Below are 18,295 nucleotides of genomic sequence, written 5' to 3'. Positions count from 1 at the left end.
AAAACAGGTGAAGAATGAGTACACCAATCGTTATTGCTAAAAAAACCACAGATACAACACAAGATATTGTTTTGCATTCTAAATTTGCAAACCGACATGGCTTGATTGCTGGTGCAACAGGTACGGGGAAAACCGTTACTTTAAAAGTACTGGCAGAAAGCTTTTCCAGACTCGGTGTACCCGTCTTCCTCGCCGATGCCAAAGGCGATGTCTCTAGCCTTGCCAAAGCTGGCGAGAGTAATCCTAAATTTGATGAACGACTGAAAAACTTACAACTTGAACCCGTCCCATTTGCCGCTTCTCCTGTCATTTTCTGGGATTTATTTGCTCAGCAAGGCCACGCGATCCGCACCACGATTTCAGAAATCGGCCCTTTGCTGCTGGCGCAAATGCTTAATCTGAACGACACACAAGAAGGTGTCCTTTCGGCCGTGTTCCGTGTTGCTGATGATCAGGGCTTACTGCTGATCGATTTTAAAGATCTAAAAGCAATGCTGACCTACGTCAGTGAAAATGCTGCTGAACTAAAAGCTGAATATGGCAATCTCTCTCCTGCCAGTCTAGGCGCAATTCAACGTAATTTACTGGCCTTAGGCGATCAAGGTGGAGAACAGTTCTTTGGTGAACCCAGTCTAAATATCCTCGATTTCATTCAGACCGATACCAATGGACATGGCTATATCAATATCTTAGCTGCTGACAAGCTAATGAATACGCCGAAGCTGTATGCCACTTTCTTACTCTGGATGATGTCGGAACTGTTCGAACAACTACCAGAAGTCGGCGATATGGATAAACCAAAACTGGTATTCTTCTTTGATGAAGCTCATCTGTTATTTGACAATGCCAGTCCAGCTTTACAACAAAAAATTGAACAAGTGGTTCGCTTGATCCGTTCTAAAGGTGTCGGGATTTACTTTATTACTCAAAACCCGCTGGATCTACCTGAAAGCGTTTTAGGGCAACTCGGAAATCGTATACAACATGCTTTACGTGCTTTTACCCCTAAAGACCAGAAAGCTGTCAAAACTGCTGCAGACACCTTCCGCGCCAATCCTGAGTTTAAAGTTGATCAAGCCATTACCGAACTCGCAGTTGGTGAAGCATTAATTAGCTGTCTAGATGAACAAGGCACACCACAAATCGTAGAGCGTGGCTGGGTCATGCCGCCCTACTCATCATTTACGCCGATTAGTCCCGAAGAACGCCAAGTGATCATTTCACAAAGCATTGTCGCTGGTGTTTACGATCAAGCGGTAGATCGGGATAGTGCCTATGAAATGCTGCAAAAGAAAGTATTGCAACAATCCCAGCAAAAAGAAGCCGATGATCTAGCACAACAACAAAGCAAAGAACAGGAAGCGCTCGCCAAGCAACAAGCCAAAGAGCAAGAACGTTTTGCCCGTGAACAGCAAAAAGCTGCTGAAAAAGCACAACGTGACCGTGAGAAGCTGACACAGGATATCGTAGGAACATTTGCCAAAAGTGCCGCGCGTAGTCTAGGTGGTAGTACTGGACAGAAAATTGTGCGTGGTCTACTCGGCTCCCTCTTCGGCAAAAAATAAAACAATACTCAATTGAAAATTAAGGGATAATTTATTATCCCTTAATTTTTTTATGGCTTTTATTTAATTTAGCATTGCAAATCTATTTTTAAAGGTATATTTTAAATACATCTTATAAATGATAGCCAAGAGAGATCTCCTATGACTCCGCAGCAAATTGACCTTGTTAAAGCAACAGTTCCAGTTCTTCGTGAAAACGGCGTAGCGCTGACTGGATACTTTTATAACCGCATGTTGGGCAACAACCCTGATTTAAAAGAAACCTTTAACATGGGACATCAGCGCAGTGGTGCACAGGCACAGGCGCTTGCGGGGGCGGTTTTAGCTTATGCGGAGAATATTGAAGATCCTTCCGTACTTTTACCTGTGGTTGAACTGATTGCGCATAAACATGTCAGCTTAAATATTCAGTCACCAGATTACGGCATCGTGGGTGAAAACCTGCTGCATTCCATTAGTGAAGTACTGAATATTTCAATGGAAGATCCATTAATTGGTGCATGGGCTGCGGCTTATGGTCAATTGGCTGATTTATTTATCAGTACTGAAAAAGCAATTTATGACCAACATCAACAAACCAAAGGTAGCTGGTTAGGCTGGCGTAATTTCAAAATCGCCAAGAAAGTCGTAGAAAGTGACGAAATTACCTCTTTCTACCTTGCGCCTGTTGATGGTGGGGAATTACCAAAATATGAAGCAGGCCAATATATTTCAGTTCGTGTGTTCGTACCTGAGCTTAATTTAAGACAACCTCGCCAATACACACTTTCAACTAGTCCACAGGCAGATTACCTACGTATCTCGGTGAAACGTGAAGATGAAAAAGGTGAACTTGCTGGTGGTTGGGTATCAAGCACATTACATGGTTTAGCTGAAGGTTCAGAAATTGAAGTGTCTGCACCGACAGGAAACTTCTATTTAATCGACAGTAACAAACGCAATGTATTTATCAGTGGTGGTGTCGGCTTAACTCCAATGATTGCGATGCTGAATCAATTGGTGACTTTAGATATGCCGCAGCCTGTCAGCTTTATTCATGCATGTCGTAGTAGCCAAGTCCATGCGATGAAGAAGCATATTCATGAATTGAAAAGCAAGTTTCCACGTTTGAGTACATTCACTGCTTATGAATTTCCACATGCAGCAGATGTGCTCGGTGAAGATTATGATGCCGCTGGTCGTTTAGACCTCAGCACCTTAGATGCAGCGTTATTACCAGTCAATGCCGATTACTATTTATGCGGCCCGATGCCATTTATGGCAGAGCAACACAAGGCACTGGTAGCACGCGGCATCCCTGCTGAAAATATTCACAGCGAAGCCTTTGGTACAGGTGGCGTTAAGCTCAGCTAATTTACACCACATTTTGTATAAGGCTAGCCTGTGATAGACTAGCCTTTTCTATTTATTGCTCCAGATTGAGCGAAACCACATGCAACTTAATAAGTTTACAGATTATGCACTCAGAATCCTGATGTATGTCGCTCGCCCGAGTGATGTACCGTATACGATTGCAGATATCGCGCAGGACTTACATGTGTCACAAAATCATCTGGTGAAAGTGGTTCACTTCATGGGCAAACAGCAATGGATTGTGACCATTCGTGGTAAAGGAGGCGGTCTTCGCCTAAACCCTGAAGCCAAGAACTTGAAGTTAGGTGAGATTGTCCGAACCTTGCAAGGTAGCCATCAAATTGTTGAGTGCAATACCCCGCCCTGCGTATTACGCTCCCATTGCGGTCTCAAAGGTATTTTAGATCAGGCACTAGAAAGCTTTTATCAAAGTCTGAATCAATATACGCTCGGTGAAGTGGTTCAGCACGGTATTGTTCCTTCTCCGATCCATTCAGAGATTAACTTTTTAGAGTTGTCACAGAAAGCTTAATAAGCACTTCAACATCAAGATTCGCACGAAGCCGTCACATCCTTTATAATGGTCGTTGCTATTTCAATTCAAAAGTAAGCTTCTATGCGTCGCAGTGAAAAATCCAAAGACACCAAAGCCAAACTCGCTCCCAAACAAAAAATCAGTTATGAGAAAAAAGCTGACCCTGCAGTGACTGAATATGCAGTACAGTCTCTCACTTGGTTACGCCAAGCTGAATTTTTGATGAGTGCGCCAAAACTGTCTTTATGCGTAGAAGATACAGGCTATGAAATTGCATTTGCTGGTCGTTCTAATGCAGGTAAATCCAGTGCCATCAACACCTTAACCAATCAAAAGCAGCTCGCACGTGCTTCTAAAAAACCTGGTCGTACTCAAATGATCAACTTTTTTAGTTTAGGTAACCCTGATCAGCGTCTGGTCGATTTACCAGGTTATGGTTATGCGGCTGTTCCAGAAGCTATGAAAATCGTGTGGCAGAAAGAACTAGAAAACTATCTGATCCATCGTAAAAGCTTACAAGGTCTAGTGTTATTAATGGATATTCGTCATCCATTGCAACATTTTGACTTGATGATGCTGGAATGGGCACATTCACGTCACTTATTCGTGCATATCCTGTTGACCAAAGCGGATAAACTGAACCGTGGCCCTGCCAACAAAGTGCTGTTAGAAGTTAAACAGCAGTTGAAAAAGATGAAGCTTGATTTCTCAATTCAGCTGTTCTCGTCATTGAACCGAATCGGCTTAGAAGAACTGGCCAGTGTGATGGCAGGTCGCTTGAATTTCACCCTCGATCAACCAACTGAATTTGACCTCGATCAGATTCCTGAAGCCTCAGAAACTGACGTAGAAGAATAAAAAATGCATTTTATGCAACTTGATGCATTAAATAATTTTTAATTGTCCCGAATTGCTAAACACAAACACTAGGTAGTTTACATATACTGCTTAGTGTTGGTTCATTGCACTATCGATTAGGACTAAACAACAATGAAATTACTATCATTTGTGAAGAACAAACTTGGTTCTTCGATTGACTATAAAATCCTCCCGCGCAAAGTTAAATTTGATTGGGAAAATACACCAGTGGATTGGATTCCAAACCAGCCTTTTGCCAGCTATTTTATTAATGAAATTAACAATATTCTACCTGCTGGTGAATTTTGGTTTTGCCGTTTATATAACAAAGTCCTCCCTGAAATTACCGATGAAAAACTAAAACAGGATGTGCAGGCATTTATTCGTCAAGAAGCCATGCATGCCGTTGCGCACACCTCTGCCAACAAGGAATATCTCAGCCAACGCAATATCGATATTCAGCGCAATCTCGACATCATGGATTTCTTATTCACCAAAGCTTTGGCAGATAAACCTTTTGGTAAAGAAATTCCAAAAGCACTTGATCATCAATGGGATTTATTCCGTCTCGGAGTGATTGCCACCGTTGAGCACATGACTTGTGTATTAGGTAAATATGCGCTTTACAACAAACGCTGGGAAGAACTGGGCGCCGATCCTGAAATGCTTGATTTGATTAAATGGCATGGGTCGGAAGAAATTGAACATCGTACCGTTGCCTTTGATCTTTACCGTCATTTAGGTGGTAGTTATATCGCACGTTACTACCTCAGTGTTGCAGTCATTGCGGGCGTTTTAGGACTCTGGGTCGACGGCGCAGCACATATCATGAGTCAGGATCCACGTTTCGCAGATAAGAAGCCAAGTGTGTTCAAGCCATGGATCTGGATTGAATGGTCGAAGATAGCATTAAAAGATTCTAAAATTTTGCCGGGTCCAGCATGGTTAGTGGCACAGCAATTGGATTATTTAATGCCGTGGTACGACCCTGTTAAGGAAGGTAATACTCAAGATGCCGTGAATTACTTAAACAATTCACCAGCCGCAAAACGTGCTTTACAACAAGCCGCTTAAACTTTAAAGACAAAAAAAGCAGGAGTGATCTCCTGCTTTTTTTATTCCAATTCAGCTTAGCCTGCTTCAGCCTCTGCCTGTTTGGCATAACGATCTACCACCACACTGATCATCATGTCACCCTGTACATTGACCACCGTACGTACGGTATCTAAGACACGGTCGATCGGCAGTAAAATCGCAATCGCTTCGGCGGGTAGTCCCACAGATTGTAATACCATGATCATGGTGACCATGCCTGCACTTGGAATACCCGGTGCGCCCAATGAAGCAATCATCGCGGTTAAACAAACGATAACTTGCTGAGTTAAACTTAGATCCAGTCCCATCAGATTCGCAATAAATAAAGCCGCAGCTGCCTCATAGAGTGCCGTACCATCCATATTTAACTGCGTACCTAATGGAATCACGAAACCTGCGGTTTGTGGTCGCACTCCCAGATTTTCCTGAGCACATTTCATACTCAATGGCATGGTCGCAGAACTTGAGCTAGTCGCAAATGCGGTGACCAATGCGGTTCTCGCACCTCTGAAAAAGGTGATCGGATTCATGCGCCCGAAGATCCAGAGTAAGGCAGGCAACACCACCACTCCATGAAAAATGGTTGTCCCTGTCACCACCGCAGCAAACTCGACCAGACGACTGAGTACGGACAGATCTTCTGTCGCAATCAACTTCGCCAATAACGCAAAAATACCAATCGGCGCAAGCTTCATTACCCAGCCTACCAGCATCATCATGATGTCAAAAAATTGCTGGCTAATATTACGGACTAAAACAAAACGTTCCCCGCCCTTGACCAAGGCCACGCCAAGGAATAAAGCAAATACCACCACCGCAAGTACATTGCCTTCGCTGAATGCTTTGAAGGGATTAATTAAGGTATTTTGAATAAAAGTGGTGAAAAAGCTGGACGGCGTTAAGGTATCGGGTGTTTGATGATTATCCATGGCAGCCTGAAACAACTGGATATCGACACCTTTGCCCACATCAAACAAATGCGCACAACTGATCCCTAAAATCAAAGCCAAAGTCGTGGTGGTAAAACAACTCAACGCTGTAATTTTCCAGACCCGACCAAATTGACCGCCTGCCTGTAAATTGGAAACACCCACCACAATTGAACTAAAGATCAATGGGATCAGTAGCATTTTCAGCAAGCCAATAAAGATACTACTTAAGACACCAAGACCATATAGACTGTAGTCAACAAATGCCGTTTGCGGATAAGCAATCAGCAGAAAACCAAATGCTACACCGAGCACGGCTGCAATCAAAATCTGTGTATTTAAATTCATTGTGATTGATAAAGCTCTTTAACTTCACCTTACTATGGCATGCTCATGTTGAAGAATCGAGCAATTTTTTGTCAGCCTTATGCTAAAAAAGCCATCATAATGATGGCTTTATTATGGGCTTATTTTTATTGAGTTTCGATTTCTCTGAGCCGAATCAAACCTTCTTGGACAGTACTACACACCAACTGACCATTTTGCCACATCCGCCCAAAGTTCAGACCGCGAGAACTAGCACTCACTGTTGCCTCCATATCGTAGAGCATCCATTCATCAGCACGTAACGGACGATGGAAATAAATGGTGTGATCAATACTGGCACATTGCAGATTCGGAGAAATCCAAGATAAACCGTGTGGACGCAATGCCGTCGTCATCAAAGTAAAGTCCGAATAGAACGCAACAATTGCCTGATGTAATGAGATTTCATCCAGATCTTTCGGAATCGTACCGTGGGTACGAATATAGTGCGCATAAAATGGAGCTTCAGGTTGAGGCTGAAATGGATTGATTAACTGCGTTGGACGAATCTCGACATGACGTTCACGCATAAAGCTGGCACGCACATTTTCAGGCACGAAATTAATCAGACTTTCTTTCAGTTCATTTTCTGACTTTAATGTTTCAGGCGCAGGATATTCTGGCTCTTTGTGCTGATAGTTCAACCCTTCTTCTGGATAGGCAAAAGATACCATCGCAGAAAAAATAGTACGTCCATGTTGAATGGCACGCACCTGTCGGCTGGCAAAACTCTTACCATCACGAAGTGGGTCGACTTCATAGATAATCGGTGCATTGACATCGCCCCCGTACAGGAAATAGGCATGTAAAGAGTGTGCCGGACGATCCGTCGTATATGACGCTGCTCTCAAGGCCTGTCCAAGAACCTGTCCGCCGAATACCCGTTTGCCTACCAAATTGCGGCTATTGCCTCGGAAAATATGCTGTTCCAGCTTTTCCAGAGTCAAAAGTTCAACCAATTCTTGAGTTAACGCATTCATGTAATATTCTTCCAACATCAATGGGGAGAGATCAACCAATCCTTTCAGGGTTGATAATTTTGATTGTGCCACAAATTCAAATGACAATGGTCAGGATAAAATGATTCATCCGTCACGTTAATCGTATTTATAACTGCTAAAAATACGATTTTTAACGATAAAATCTACCAAATACGCTATATTTTGTCAGAAAATAACATACCGTTTTATGTAAGAATACCGCAGAATGTCGTGTTCATCATGAATCGATGCCAGGATTATGATTTAGGAGTTTGTAATGTCCAAGACTGGATTTGGTCAAATGTATCGCCAACTTTCGAGTAAGTTACTTGACCTTGTGGTAACCCCACATGTTCTTGGTGAAGTTCCTACAGAATCCACCACAGCAGAGCAAAATACAACAGAATCAAATAAGTTAGTTTGCTATGTTTTACAGAATTATTCGCGTAGTAACGCATTGGTGGTCGATGGTGAAACCCGTCGCCTCAATTTAAAACCGGCACTGGATCCGTTGAGTTTTGGATCATATCAAGAAAAAAACTCAGTCCTGTTTTTACATCACAACGAAAATAATTTCTTTAATACGCAAACCTTCCCTCCTCGCCTATTACAACTTGTTGAAGCACTTGAACAACATCCTGATGTTGATATTCAACTGGTGCCTGTTACGGTACTTTGGGGACGTTCGCCAGATAAAGAAGATTCCTGGTTCAAACTTTTATTCTCTGATACATGGGCAACCCCGGGTACAGTCAAACAGTTGATGAATATTGGTCTACATGGACGACAATCTTATTTAGAGTTTCATGAGCCGCAATCGCTACGTGAACTGGTTGACTATGCCAAGACCAATCATCCGAATGTTTCACCAGCCACCTATATTGCCAGCTCACTAGACACTTACCTCGATCAACAGCGTGAAGTAGTTCTCGGCCCCGATTTATCAGATCGCCGTAATGTGATGCAATCGGTAATCAAGTCACCTGAAGTGCAAGATGCGATTCGTCGTGAAAGCATTCAGCATAAAATCAGCATGCTCGAAGCAGAACGTCGTGCAATTGGCTATGTCAATGAAATCGTCTCTGATTACTCGGCATCTGCAGTCCGTTTTGCCGATATGGCCTTAACCCGTTTATGGACACAGCTCTATGACGGCGTTGAAGTCCATAACTTCAGTACGGTTCGTGAACTAGCAAAAGACTACGAAATCGTTTACACCCCTTGCCACCGTAGCCATATCGACTATTTATTATTGTCATACGTGATTTATAAACGCGGCTTGATGATTCCGTATATCGCAGCAGGTGATAACCTCAACTTACCATTTGTAGGCCAGTTATTACGTGGTGGTGGTGCATTCTTTATTCGTCGCTCTTTCCGTGGCAATGCACTTTATACATCTGTATTTAAAGAATATTTATACAGCATCTTATCGCGCAACACCCCAATCGAATACTTCATTGAAGGTGGTCGTTCACGTACAGGGCGTTTATTACCACCGAAAACAGGTATGTTGGCGATGACCATTCAAGGGCATTTACGTGGCCCTGCCAAACCAATCGTATTTGTACCCACCTATATCGGTTATGAGCGTCTGATGGAAGGCTCAACCTATGTCGGTGAAATGCAAGGTAAGCCGAAAGAAGCCGAATCAATTTTTGGTATTGTAAGAACCTTACGCAAAATTGAACGCATCTTCGGTAAAGTTCATGTGAACTTCGGCGAACCTGTGTTCCTGAATGACATTCTGAAGCAGAATAATATCGAGCAAAACCCGACTGACGTACCAAGCTCTACCGAGATTTCAACGGTCGTTGCAGACTCAGCGCATCTGATTCTGGAAAATATCAACCGTGCTGTGGTAATCAATCCAGTTTCCTTGCTTTCTTTAATCTTGCTTGCAACACCAAAACACACTTTGGATGAAGAGATCTGTGCAAAACAACTCGACATCTATCGTGATTTGGCAACTCAGCAACCTTATGATGAACGCACTCAAGTGACTTCATTATCAGGTAAAGAAATCGTTGCCTATGGTCTCAAGCTAAAACTGATTAAACGCGTACAACATGTATTAGGCGATATTATTGCGATTGAAGATAACCAAGCAGTCTTGCTGACTTACTTCCGTAATAACATCCTACATGCCTTTGTATTACCGTCACTGGTCGCTTCTCTGGTTGAGCACAACGGAAAAATTCACAAGAATGATTTAAGCAACGTGATTCGCACCTTATATCCATTCTTGAAAGCTGAACTGTTCATGAAATGGCAAGTGAGTGATTTACAGCAAAAGATTGATAGCTATATCGACGCATTGGTGAAGATTGGCCTGATTTTCCAGGATAACGATGGCAACCTGTTTAGCCCAACACCAAACAGCGAAGAACATCAAAAACTGGTTACATTGGCAATGCCAGTGAAACAGAGCCTAGAACGTTACTACATGACGCTAGCACTGATTACACAACGTGGTTCAGGTAATATCTCAACCAAACAAGTGGAAGAACTAAGCCATTTACTTGGTCAACGCCTGTCTGTGCTGTATGAATTCAACTCGCCAGAGTTCTTCGATAAAGCGCTATTCCAAAGCTTTATTAAAGTCCTGACACAGCAAAATTACATTCGAAACAATGAGCAAGGCTTCATTGAATATGATGATAATTTCAGTGAAATGGCAGCTGGGGCACAACTGGTGCTGGATGAAACCACCTTACAAATGCTACAGCACATCACCACTTTTAGTGATGAAGAACTGGCTGAGGCATTGGAAGCAATGGCATCACAGCAAGCCAAACGTCGCCTAAAACGTAAGAAAGCATAAGCATAAAAAAGGCAACTTCGGTTGCCTTTTTCTTTCACTGTTAGCGGCGACAGCCTAGATATTTAGGATCATCCTGACAACGCAGCCGATTAATCAACTCGACAAAGTACGCATCGTAATAGCCTGCATCGACATAACGTTTACTAATCTTGGCCACCAAAGCATCGTATCCCTGCTTTTCATAACCCGAGATATCCGCCCAGTAATAAGCAGGTAAATGATTTTCCCACTGGATCGCCTGTGCAGCCAAGACATTGCTATTATTGACAAACCATGCGCGTATCTGATGACCAAAACTAGCGGGATAAGCTTGAGGCCGAATCACAATATTCATGGCAAAATAAGCCACAGGAAAATTCACCACCTGTGTTGCCTCACCAAATTCTTTTTTTAGGTTATACGGCAGTATTCCATAAGCAGGGGCCGCCAGAATATCAATCTTTTTACGCTTAAATGAGTCCACCGCATTAGAGAAATCGACATAAATCGGCTTCGAACCCACACTTTGCACCAAAGCCAACTGTGGGGGATTATCGGCCAGAATCCCAATGGTTTTATTTCTTAGCTGCGACACTTTACTGATCTGCTGGGTATTCATGATCATATAAGCCGTTCCAATCGGAATCATCCCCAGCATTTCATAATCTGAACCAACCATCCGTTTTTCAACATTAGGATGATTTAACAGTTGTAGAAAGGCGCGCACCACACGATTATTCGGGATGAGTCCAATTCCTCCCGTTGTCGCCATAAAATTGTTATAGCGATGCGTATTAAAATTTGAAGCCACTAAACCAGAACATTGTTTTTGCTCAAAGGATTGTATTGCGTCTTTTTCATTTTTAAAGACTTTAAACTTGAGCTGCACCTGATTTTGTAATGCGTATGCACGAACATCCTGTAAACGGCGGCTAATATCCCCTTGTGTACCCAATGGATCAAATACACACCAGCTTTGTTCAGTCGCCCAACTCGCTGTTGTTATTAATCCAAGCAGGCCCATGCACATTATTTTTCTCATTGATCACCCTTTTACACCCTACAGCAAACCTCGTGCTCAACTCAGGCAGTTCCTTTCCGGAATCTGTTGATAGTTATGATTCAAAATCCATACCAACTCTTTAAGCTTTCTTTACAGTGTAGTCGAATTATTTTTCATTACTATGGACAGATAAAGCCGCAGCGTAGTCATTAAAGCAAATCAAATGGTCAAATTTAAATCCGGTTTTTGGCAATCGTGTGGCATATATTTGCTTGCCAGTCTGTTGTTCTGAAAGTAATTTTAAAGGTGCTAAATTTAATTGCTGTTGAAACCACAACAGAATTTCATGCATCGGAATAGGTAAATTATTGGTGACAATATAGCTTGCTTCGACTTGAGCCAAATTAACCAATAACGCTAAAAATTTCGCCAAGTCATCAATATGAATACGATTACTGAAATGAACCGTAGGATAAGTCGAGCTTTGCTCAGCCAGTTTTTTGAGTCGGGAAATGGAAGTTCCGTATATTCCTGTAGGGCGGACAATAATGCTGTGTTGCGGATAATGCTGCTGCCACATCAGCTCCATGCGTCGAAGCAGATGTCCTTGCGGATCAGCAGGTTGAATCTCGCTCTCATCATCAATGCACTCCCCTGCATTTTCACCATAGACGCGGGTTGAAGATACAATCACGATGCGCTGAACAGGGTGCGCTTTTAAGGCCTGAGCGATAGGCTCAACACTGTCGACATAAGTCTGCTGATAAGCTTCAATACCGCTTTGAGCAGGAGCAAGCAGCACGTACACCATCTGTATAGGAGGAAGCTTGGTCAAATCAAGTTGCTGGATATCCTGAATGTAATGGGTCGCGTAACAATCTGTTTTTGCACTGCGACTTATTGTGCTAATGTGGTGACCTTGCTCAAATAAGTGTTTAGCGACACGCTGAGATGTTTTACCATAACCAATAAATAAAATATGCATACACACCTTTGACCAGAGATGACATCAGTTCAGCAATTACAAGGCGTTGGTGCTGCCGCAGCGACCCTCTTAGAAAAGCTTCATATTTTTAGCACGGATGATTTGTTATTCCATCTTCCCCGTGACTATGAAGATCGTAGCACTATTATTCCAATGAATCAGCTGGTCGTTGGACGAAGTTATTTGCTTGAAGGTGAGGTTCGCTCTGTAGACTTCCCACCTGGAAAAAAGAAATCCCTTGCCGCTCTGGTTCAAGATGATTTCGGAAAGGTCACCTTACGCTTCTATCATATCTATAAAGGCTTAACGGATCGCATCAAAATGGGGCAACGCCTGCGCATTTTTGGTGAGGTGCGCGTTGGTGCGCGTGGTCTGGAAATGTATCATCCTGAAATTCAGGTGATCCAGCAACATACTGCCCTGCCTAAAACCCAGCTTACGGCGATTTATCCAAGTACCGAAGGCCTGACCCAACCCAAATTACGTGAGTACGTGCGTCAGGCACTCACTCATCACAGTGATGACCTGCCCGAATTATTGCCGAGCAAATATAGTAATGGCTACGAACTGAAAGAGGCGTTGCATTACATCCATGAGCCACCAACCGATGCCAATATGTTGCAGCTCAATCAAGGCTCACATCCTGCACAACAGCGTCTGATTTTTGAAGAACTGGTGGCGCATCAAATCAGTTTACTCACACGTCGAGCCTATATCCGTCAGATTTCAGCCCCACGTTTTAGTAGCAGCAAAGTATTGGCCAAGAAATTATTAGAAGGCCTTCCTTTTCAGATGACCAATGCGCAAAAACGCGTTTCTAAGGAAATCTTGCAAGATCTTAAACAAGATCAACCGATGTTGCGTCTGGTACAGGGTGATGTAGGTGCTGGCAAGACACTGGTCGCCGCTGTCGCAGCCTGTCATGCGCTGGAAGCGGATTGGCAAGTGGCACTTATGGCACCGACCGAGATTTTGGCCGAACAGCATTATTTAAACTTTAAACGCTGGTTTGAGCCTTTAGGCATTCAGGTGGCTTGGCTGTCAGGCAAACAAAAAGGCAAGGCCAGAACACAGGCAGAGCAACAAATTAAAGAAGGTCATGCCCAACTAATTGTTGGCACGCATGCCCTATTTCAAGATACAGTGGGCTTCTCTAAATTAGGTTTAGTGATTATTGATGAGCAGCACCGTTTCGGGGTCGATCAACGTCTTGCTCTGCGCAATAAAGGTGCTGACCAGTTCACACCCCATCAATTGGTGATGACAGCAACCCCAATTCCCCGAACCTTAGCCATGAGTGCCTATGGCGATTTAGACACCTCGATTATTGATGAGCTACCTCCAGGTCGTACCCCAATTCAGACCGTCACCATTCCACTCGAACGTCGGGAACAGGTATTACAGCGCATAGCAACCAATTGTCGTGAAGGTAAACAGGCTTATTGGGTGTGTACTTTAGTCGAGCAATCCGAAACGCTCGATGCCCAAGCCGCGGAAGCAACCTACCAAGAGATTAAAGAACGCTTCCCAGATATCAATATTGGGCTGGTACATGGCAAAATGAAAGCCGATGAAAAGCAAGCGGTCATGCAAGCCTTTAAAGACAATCAATCACAACTGTTAATTGCCACCACGGTGATTGAAGTAGGTGTTGATGTACCCAATGCTTCAATTATGGTGATTGAGAATGCTGAGCGTTTAGGGCTATCTCAATTACATCAGCTACGAGGTCGTGTAGGTCGTGGTGCTACAGCCAGCTTCTGCGCCCTGCTCTATAAAACGCCGCTATCACAAAATGGGCAAGAACGGCTTTCGATTTTACGGGAAAGTAATGATGGCTTTGTGATTGCAGAAAAAGATCTGGAAATTCGCGGTCCCGGTGAATTGTTAGGGACCAAACAAACGGGCGATATGGGCTTTCGTGTAGCTCGCCTAGAACGAGATGACCATCTGCTCACCCAAGCGCATTATGTGGCAGAGCAAATCCTGAAAGACTATCCACAACATGCAGAAGGTCTGCTTAAACGCTGGTTACCTGAAGCCCCAAGATATGCCTATGTTTAAATTACTTGGCAAATCCGCACAACAGCTATTTGATTATTTTACCCCGTGTAGCCTGTGTGATATTGGTATGAAACGGCACTTTGGCATTTGTCAGAGTTGCTGGCAACAATTACCATGGTTCAAACAAAGCATTGAACGGAATCAACAGCAGATTCTGGTGGCCTGCCATTATCAGTATCCGATTGACCGCATCATTCAACAGTTTAAATATGAGCAGAAACTGCATCATCAACGTTTATTGAATGGCCTGTTATTACAAGTCAGACTTCCTAAAGTTCATGCGATTGTGCCTATGCCCATTTCCACAGATCGTCTGGTCGAGCGTGGTTTTAACCAGACCCTTTTATTGGCACAATCTCTAAGTCAGCACTTAAATATCCCTGTCTGGCAGCCAGTACAACGTTTGGCTCAGCATTCTCAAAAAGGCTTATCCCGTCTGGAGCGGCTAGAAAATATTGAACAGCAATTTGTTGCTGCGGCACCCAACCAGATTCGTTATCGCAAAGTTCTGATTGTCGATGATGTGGTCACCACAGGTAGTTCGATTACGGCCTTATCACAAGTGCTTGAACAACTTGGCTGCCAACAGGTCTATAGTCTGTGTCTGGCAGCCGCACAGGATCAAGAGATTAATTCAAACCATGCTGCTGACACCACGGAATCACAACTTCTTTAGTTAAAGGCGCCAATACCGTCGCTTGGTCATCCAGATCAATCCACTTCATCTCAGCAATTTCGGCTGCAATTTGTGGTGCCTGCTTTAACTCAACCGCATATACATAGCTAATTAAAGCATGATCCGGCTCATTGGCTGCCGCTGTTCTAAATTCACCAACAAATTCTTTTAACTCACATTCGCAGCCAATTTCTTCCAGAATTTCACGCTGAATCGTCACTTCAGGTGCTTCATCTAGCTCAAGCTTACCACCGACCTGCATAAACGCATGTGTATTTTGCTTACGGACCAACAGTAATTGATTTTGCTCATTCAAGATAATGGCGGCAGCAACAGTAATGGTTTTCACAATTTTATCCTCAAGCCTGAATTTCAGTGGTAGATAGCCACTTTGGAGTCGCAGGCTGATAAGCAGCAAATGCTTCCAGAACTTCTTCAATCTGTTCTACCACAATGAGCTTGTCCACAAAACGTGCTTGGGTAAAACCACTGTCAACTGAGGCTTGAAGCATTTTCAGCAGATCGGTATAGAAGCCATTTACATTTAAAAAAGCACAAGGCTTTTGATGGATTCCCAACTGACTCCAAGTCCATTGCTCAAAGATTTCTTCGAGTGTTCCCGCACCGCCTGGCAAAGCCACAAATGCATCAGATAGCTCAGCCATTTTGGTCTTGCGCTCATGCATATTGTTAACCCGATACAATTCGGTTAAACCCGTATGGGCAAGCTCTCGATCCACCAAGGCATGAGGAATCACACCAATGACACGACCGCCAGCCTGTAGCGCACTATCGGCCACCACCCCCATCAGACCCGAACGTCCACCACCATAGACCAGCGTTTTGCCTTGCGCTGCAATCACCTGCCCTGTCAACTGGGCCATTTGCTTGAAAACAGGATCATTCCCGAGAGAGGAACCACAGAAAACACATATAGAATTCATACAATTAAAACCGTTTTATAGAACTGTCATGCTGATAAAGTAGGCTATGTAACAAGATTTTTGAAAAAATAACGTTTAGGCAAGTGTTTTTCGCTTCATCCTTGTCTAAAATACACGCTGCTTTTCGGTAAAAGACCGGAAACTTTACATCGACTGCGCAAGGAAAAAAGACATGCTTGAAGCCTTTTATGCCACTGAGCGCGGTAGTCTAGAAGATGCAACAATCAATGGCAGTTTCGACCTTCATCCTGAACTGGTCTGGATCGATCTCATCGCCCCATCCCAAGAAGAACAACAATGGATTCTGGATGCGTATGAGCGAAACCTACCTACCTTAAAGTCACTTGAAGATATTTCCTCATCGGCACGATTCTACCGTGATGATGACGGAATTTTGCATATCAGTACCTATTTTTTAACAAAGAATAAAAATTTTCAATCTGATCGTGAACAAGAAGACCTCGAGAATACACTCGCGGCTACCGTCCACACGGTTGCTTTTCTACTGGATAAAACGCAACTGATCACGTTACGTGGCGAGAAACTGGTTGCCTTTCGGGCCTTTCGCGCTCGTGCAAGACGCAATGATTACAGCATCGACTATAAAGATCCGGTATGGATTTTATTAGGTCTACTTGAATCTAAACTAGATGAACTTTCAGATATTCTGGAAGACACACATAAGTATTTAGAAGAATATTCAGCCGAGGTTTTAAACGACCACCATCGTGAACAGATCCTTGATCTGGATGACATGATCACACGGCTCGCACATCAGGAAGATATGTTAGGAAAAGCTCAACTTTGTTTGACCGACTTACGCCGAGTCCTGTCTTTTCTTTCACGACCGCGTGCTCTAGGCAGTCATATTTACGATCCTGATATTCGAGAAATGAGTGAAGATGTGCGCTCTCTACTTGAGCACAACACATTCCTGTTTCAAAAACTAAAATTCTTACTGGATATTACCACTGGTTTTGCCAATACCGAGATGAATGAGACCTTCAAACGCTTCTCTATTCTTCCAAGTATGCTTGCTCCTCCAATGCTGGTTGCCAGTATTTATGGTATGAACACAGAGGTTTTGCCTTTTTCTCATGGCACTACCAGTTTCTGGATCGTGATTACGCTGGTGTTAACTTTCCTGATTGGCCCGACACTTTACTTCCGTTGGAAAAAATGGATTTAATATTTTTATCACTAGGATATTTTGGCTAAGGTCAAAATATTCTTTCCCCTTATGATAAATTAAATGCAATAAGGTCTTTTTCATTCTCAATAAAATAATCGATTAAGGCATCATGCCCTTTTGTTTTCCATTGTTGATATTCTTTTGTGCTTAAGAAAACAACAAGAATAAAATTATAATTTACCCCATTAATTTCGAATTGATTAGGTAAAAAATTTAAAATATTCGATGTAATAATTGGCAATAAGATTATTCCTCTTACGTCATTTTCTATAAGGCGAGTGTCATCAAACAGCTGAACACAACCAATACCTATTTGCTCATGTCCTTCAATATCTTCAAGTGTTGCAAATAGCTGCCTGATTAAATTAGCATCACCATCAGAAACCGTAATATAAATATTATGTGTATTCGTAGGTATCGAAAAAATAAGATGTAAATTTACATCATCACGCAATGTGCTTACGGCTTGATGTCTTTTTGTCCCATCCGCCTTTTCAAAATAATAAAGATTACAGTCATCGCAAAATAGATCATTATTGATTACCGTATTGACTATTGTTGAACGTATTCTTTCCATATCAAATACATATCCCATTTCTACCCCAAAACAAAAAAAGAGAGTTAGGTAACTCTCTTTTCTCGATGAATAAGTAATATCAAATCAATTTCAGATCATCTTGTAAATGACAGGCTTGGATGATTTTCAGCATTTTTTCAGACACATTCTTAAAATGCAGACCTTGATTTTCTGGCGTTTGACGCAACCATTGCACCAGTACAGCCAAAGATAAAGTATTGCCCTGTTCAAGCTGGCCCAAATCAACAACTAAAGGAAAATTCTTATGCTGTTGAATATGCTTTAAGCCGGTTTGATAGATCTGCTCTGCATTTGCAAAATTAATCGTTTTTGAAACGACAAGTTGCTGATCAATATACTGAATCACCCG

At 42.8% G+C, this 18,295-nt stretch carries 17 protein-coding genes; 9 read left to right on the top strand and 8 right to left on the bottom strand.

Going from position 1 to position 18,295, the window contains the following annotated elements; translation table 11 throughout:
* Positions 1-14 precede the first annotated feature (14 nt).
* The 5 genes from AWW72_RS05120 (at position 15) to AWW72_RS05100 (ending at position 5,385) form a co-directional block, all read left to right on the top strand.
* Positions 15-1,565 carry a helicase HerA-like domain-containing protein gene (locus AWW72_RS05120; protein ID WP_062846626.1) on the top strand — a complete coding sequence of 517 codons (1,551 nt, stop codon included), beginning with the start codon at positions 15-17 and terminating at the stop codon, positions 1,563-1,565.
* Between the two features lie 141 nt (positions 1,566-1,706).
* On the top strand, positions 1,707-2,918 hold the full coding sequence (gene hmpA, locus AWW72_RS05115; RefSeq protein ID WP_062846625.1) for an NO-inducible flavohemoprotein: 1,212 nt from the start codon (positions 1,707-1,709) through the stop codon (positions 2,916-2,918).
* Between the two features lie 79 nt (positions 2,919-2,997).
* Positions 2,998-3,450 carry an RrF2 family transcriptional regulator gene (locus AWW72_RS05110; RefSeq protein ID WP_062846624.1) on the top strand — a complete coding sequence of 151 codons (453 nt, stop codon included), beginning with the start codon at positions 2,998-3,000 and terminating at the stop codon, positions 3,448-3,450.
* A gap of 84 nt (positions 3,451-3,534) precedes the next feature.
* Complete coding sequence (yihA, locus tag AWW72_RS05105; protein WP_004775894.1) at positions 3,535-4,311, top strand: ribosome biogenesis GTP-binding protein YihA/YsxC; 777 nt, start codon at positions 3,535-3,537, stop codon at positions 4,309-4,311.
* Positions 4,312-4,443: 132 nt separating this feature from the next.
* On the top strand, positions 4,444-5,385 hold the full coding sequence (locus AWW72_RS05100) for a metal-dependent hydrolase (RefSeq protein WP_004775895.1): 942 nt from the start codon (positions 4,444-4,446) through the stop codon (positions 5,383-5,385).
* A 56-nt stretch (positions 5,386-5,441) separates the two neighbouring features.
* Here AWW72_RS05100 and AWW72_RS05095 read toward each other — a convergent pair whose 3' ends face one another.
* Both AWW72_RS05095 and AWW72_RS05090 read right to left on the bottom strand, forming a co-directional pair.
* Entirely contained in the window at positions 5,442-6,683 is a 1,242-nt protein-coding gene (locus AWW72_RS05095) for a dicarboxylate/amino acid:cation symporter (RefSeq protein WP_062846623.1), read from the bottom strand.
* 125 nt (positions 6,684-6,808) lie between these two features.
* On the bottom strand, positions 6,809-7,681 hold the full coding sequence (locus AWW72_RS05090; RefSeq protein WP_004775899.1) for an acyl-CoA thioesterase: 873 nt from the start codon (positions 7,679-7,681) through the stop codon (positions 6,809-6,811).
* Positions 7,682-7,958: 277 nt separating this feature from the next.
* On the opposite strand from AWW72_RS05090, the gene plsB reads away from it, so the two are divergent.
* A complete protein-coding gene (gene plsB / locus AWW72_RS05085) occupies positions 7,959-10,505 on the top strand; it encodes a glycerol-3-phosphate 1-O-acyltransferase PlsB (protein ID WP_062846622.1) in 2,547 nt (848 codons plus the stop codon).
* A 40-nt stretch (positions 10,506-10,545) separates the two neighbouring features.
* Here the strand turns inward: plsB and AWW72_RS05080 are convergent, their stop codons facing one another.
* The gene (locus AWW72_RS05080) at positions 10,546-11,526 is read right to left on the bottom strand and encodes a putative solute-binding protein (RefSeq protein WP_062846621.1); all 981 of its coding nucleotides are present in this window, start codon (positions 11,524-11,526) and stop codon (positions 10,546-10,548) included.
* A gap of 127 nt (positions 11,527-11,653) precedes the next feature.
* Complete coding sequence (locus AWW72_RS05075; protein ID WP_062846620.1) at positions 11,654-12,472, bottom strand: NAD-dependent epimerase/dehydratase family protein; 819 nt, start codon at positions 12,470-12,472, stop codon at positions 11,654-11,656.
* 18 nt (positions 12,473-12,490) lie between these two features.
* On the opposite strand from AWW72_RS05075, the gene recG reads away from it, so the two are divergent.
* A complete protein-coding gene (gene recG, locus AWW72_RS05070; protein WP_004775905.1) occupies positions 12,491-14,536 on the top strand; it encodes an ATP-dependent DNA helicase RecG in 2,046 nt (681 codons plus the stop codon).
* Positions 14,529-15,212, top strand: a complete 684-nt coding sequence (locus tag AWW72_RS05065) for a ComF family protein (RefSeq protein WP_062846619.1) — start codon at positions 14,529-14,531, stop codon at positions 15,210-15,212. Before recG ends, AWW72_RS05065 begins: the two co-directional genes overlap by 8 nt.
* Here AWW72_RS05065 and AWW72_RS05060 read toward each other — a convergent pair.
* Positions 15,166-15,561 carry an NUDIX hydrolase gene (locus AWW72_RS05060; protein ID WP_004775910.1) on the bottom strand — a complete coding sequence of 132 codons (396 nt, stop codon included), beginning with the start codon at positions 15,559-15,561 and terminating at the stop codon, positions 15,166-15,168. The two genes, AWW72_RS05065 and AWW72_RS05060, sit on opposite strands and share 47 nt — an antisense overlap.
* 10 nt (positions 15,562-15,571) lie before the next feature.
* On the bottom strand, positions 15,572-16,156 hold the full coding sequence (locus AWW72_RS05055) for an LOG family protein (RefSeq protein WP_062846618.1): 585 nt from the start codon (positions 16,154-16,156) through the stop codon (positions 15,572-15,574).
* A 172-nt stretch (positions 16,157-16,328) separates the two neighbouring features.
* Here AWW72_RS05055 and AWW72_RS05050 point away from each other — a divergent pair, with 172 nt between their 5' ends.
* Complete coding sequence (locus AWW72_RS05050; RefSeq protein WP_004775913.1) at positions 16,329-17,345, top strand: CorA family divalent cation transporter; 1,017 nt, start codon at positions 16,329-16,331, stop codon at positions 17,343-17,345.
* A gap of 49 nt (positions 17,346-17,394) precedes the next feature.
* Here the strand turns inward: AWW72_RS05050 and AWW72_RS05045 are convergent, their stop codons facing one another.
* Both AWW72_RS05045 and AWW72_RS05040 read right to left on the bottom strand, forming a co-directional pair.
* Entirely contained in the window at positions 17,395-17,943 is a 549-nt protein-coding gene (locus AWW72_RS05045; RefSeq protein ID WP_062846617.1) for a hypothetical protein, read from the bottom strand.
* Between the two features lie 61 nt (positions 17,944-18,004).
* On the bottom strand, positions 18,005-18,292 hold the full coding sequence (locus AWW72_RS05040) for an STAS domain-containing protein (RefSeq protein ID WP_062846616.1): 288 nt from the start codon (positions 18,290-18,292) through the stop codon (positions 18,005-18,007).
* Positions 18,293-18,295 lie beyond the last annotated feature (3 nt).

This window comes from Acinetobacter sp. NRRL B-65365, from assembly GCF_001605865.1.
Taxonomy (GTDB): domain Bacteria; phylum Pseudomonadota; class Gammaproteobacteria; order Pseudomonadales; family Moraxellaceae; genus Acinetobacter; species Acinetobacter vivianii.
This window is presented reverse-complemented; position numbering and strand designations above follow the sequence as displayed.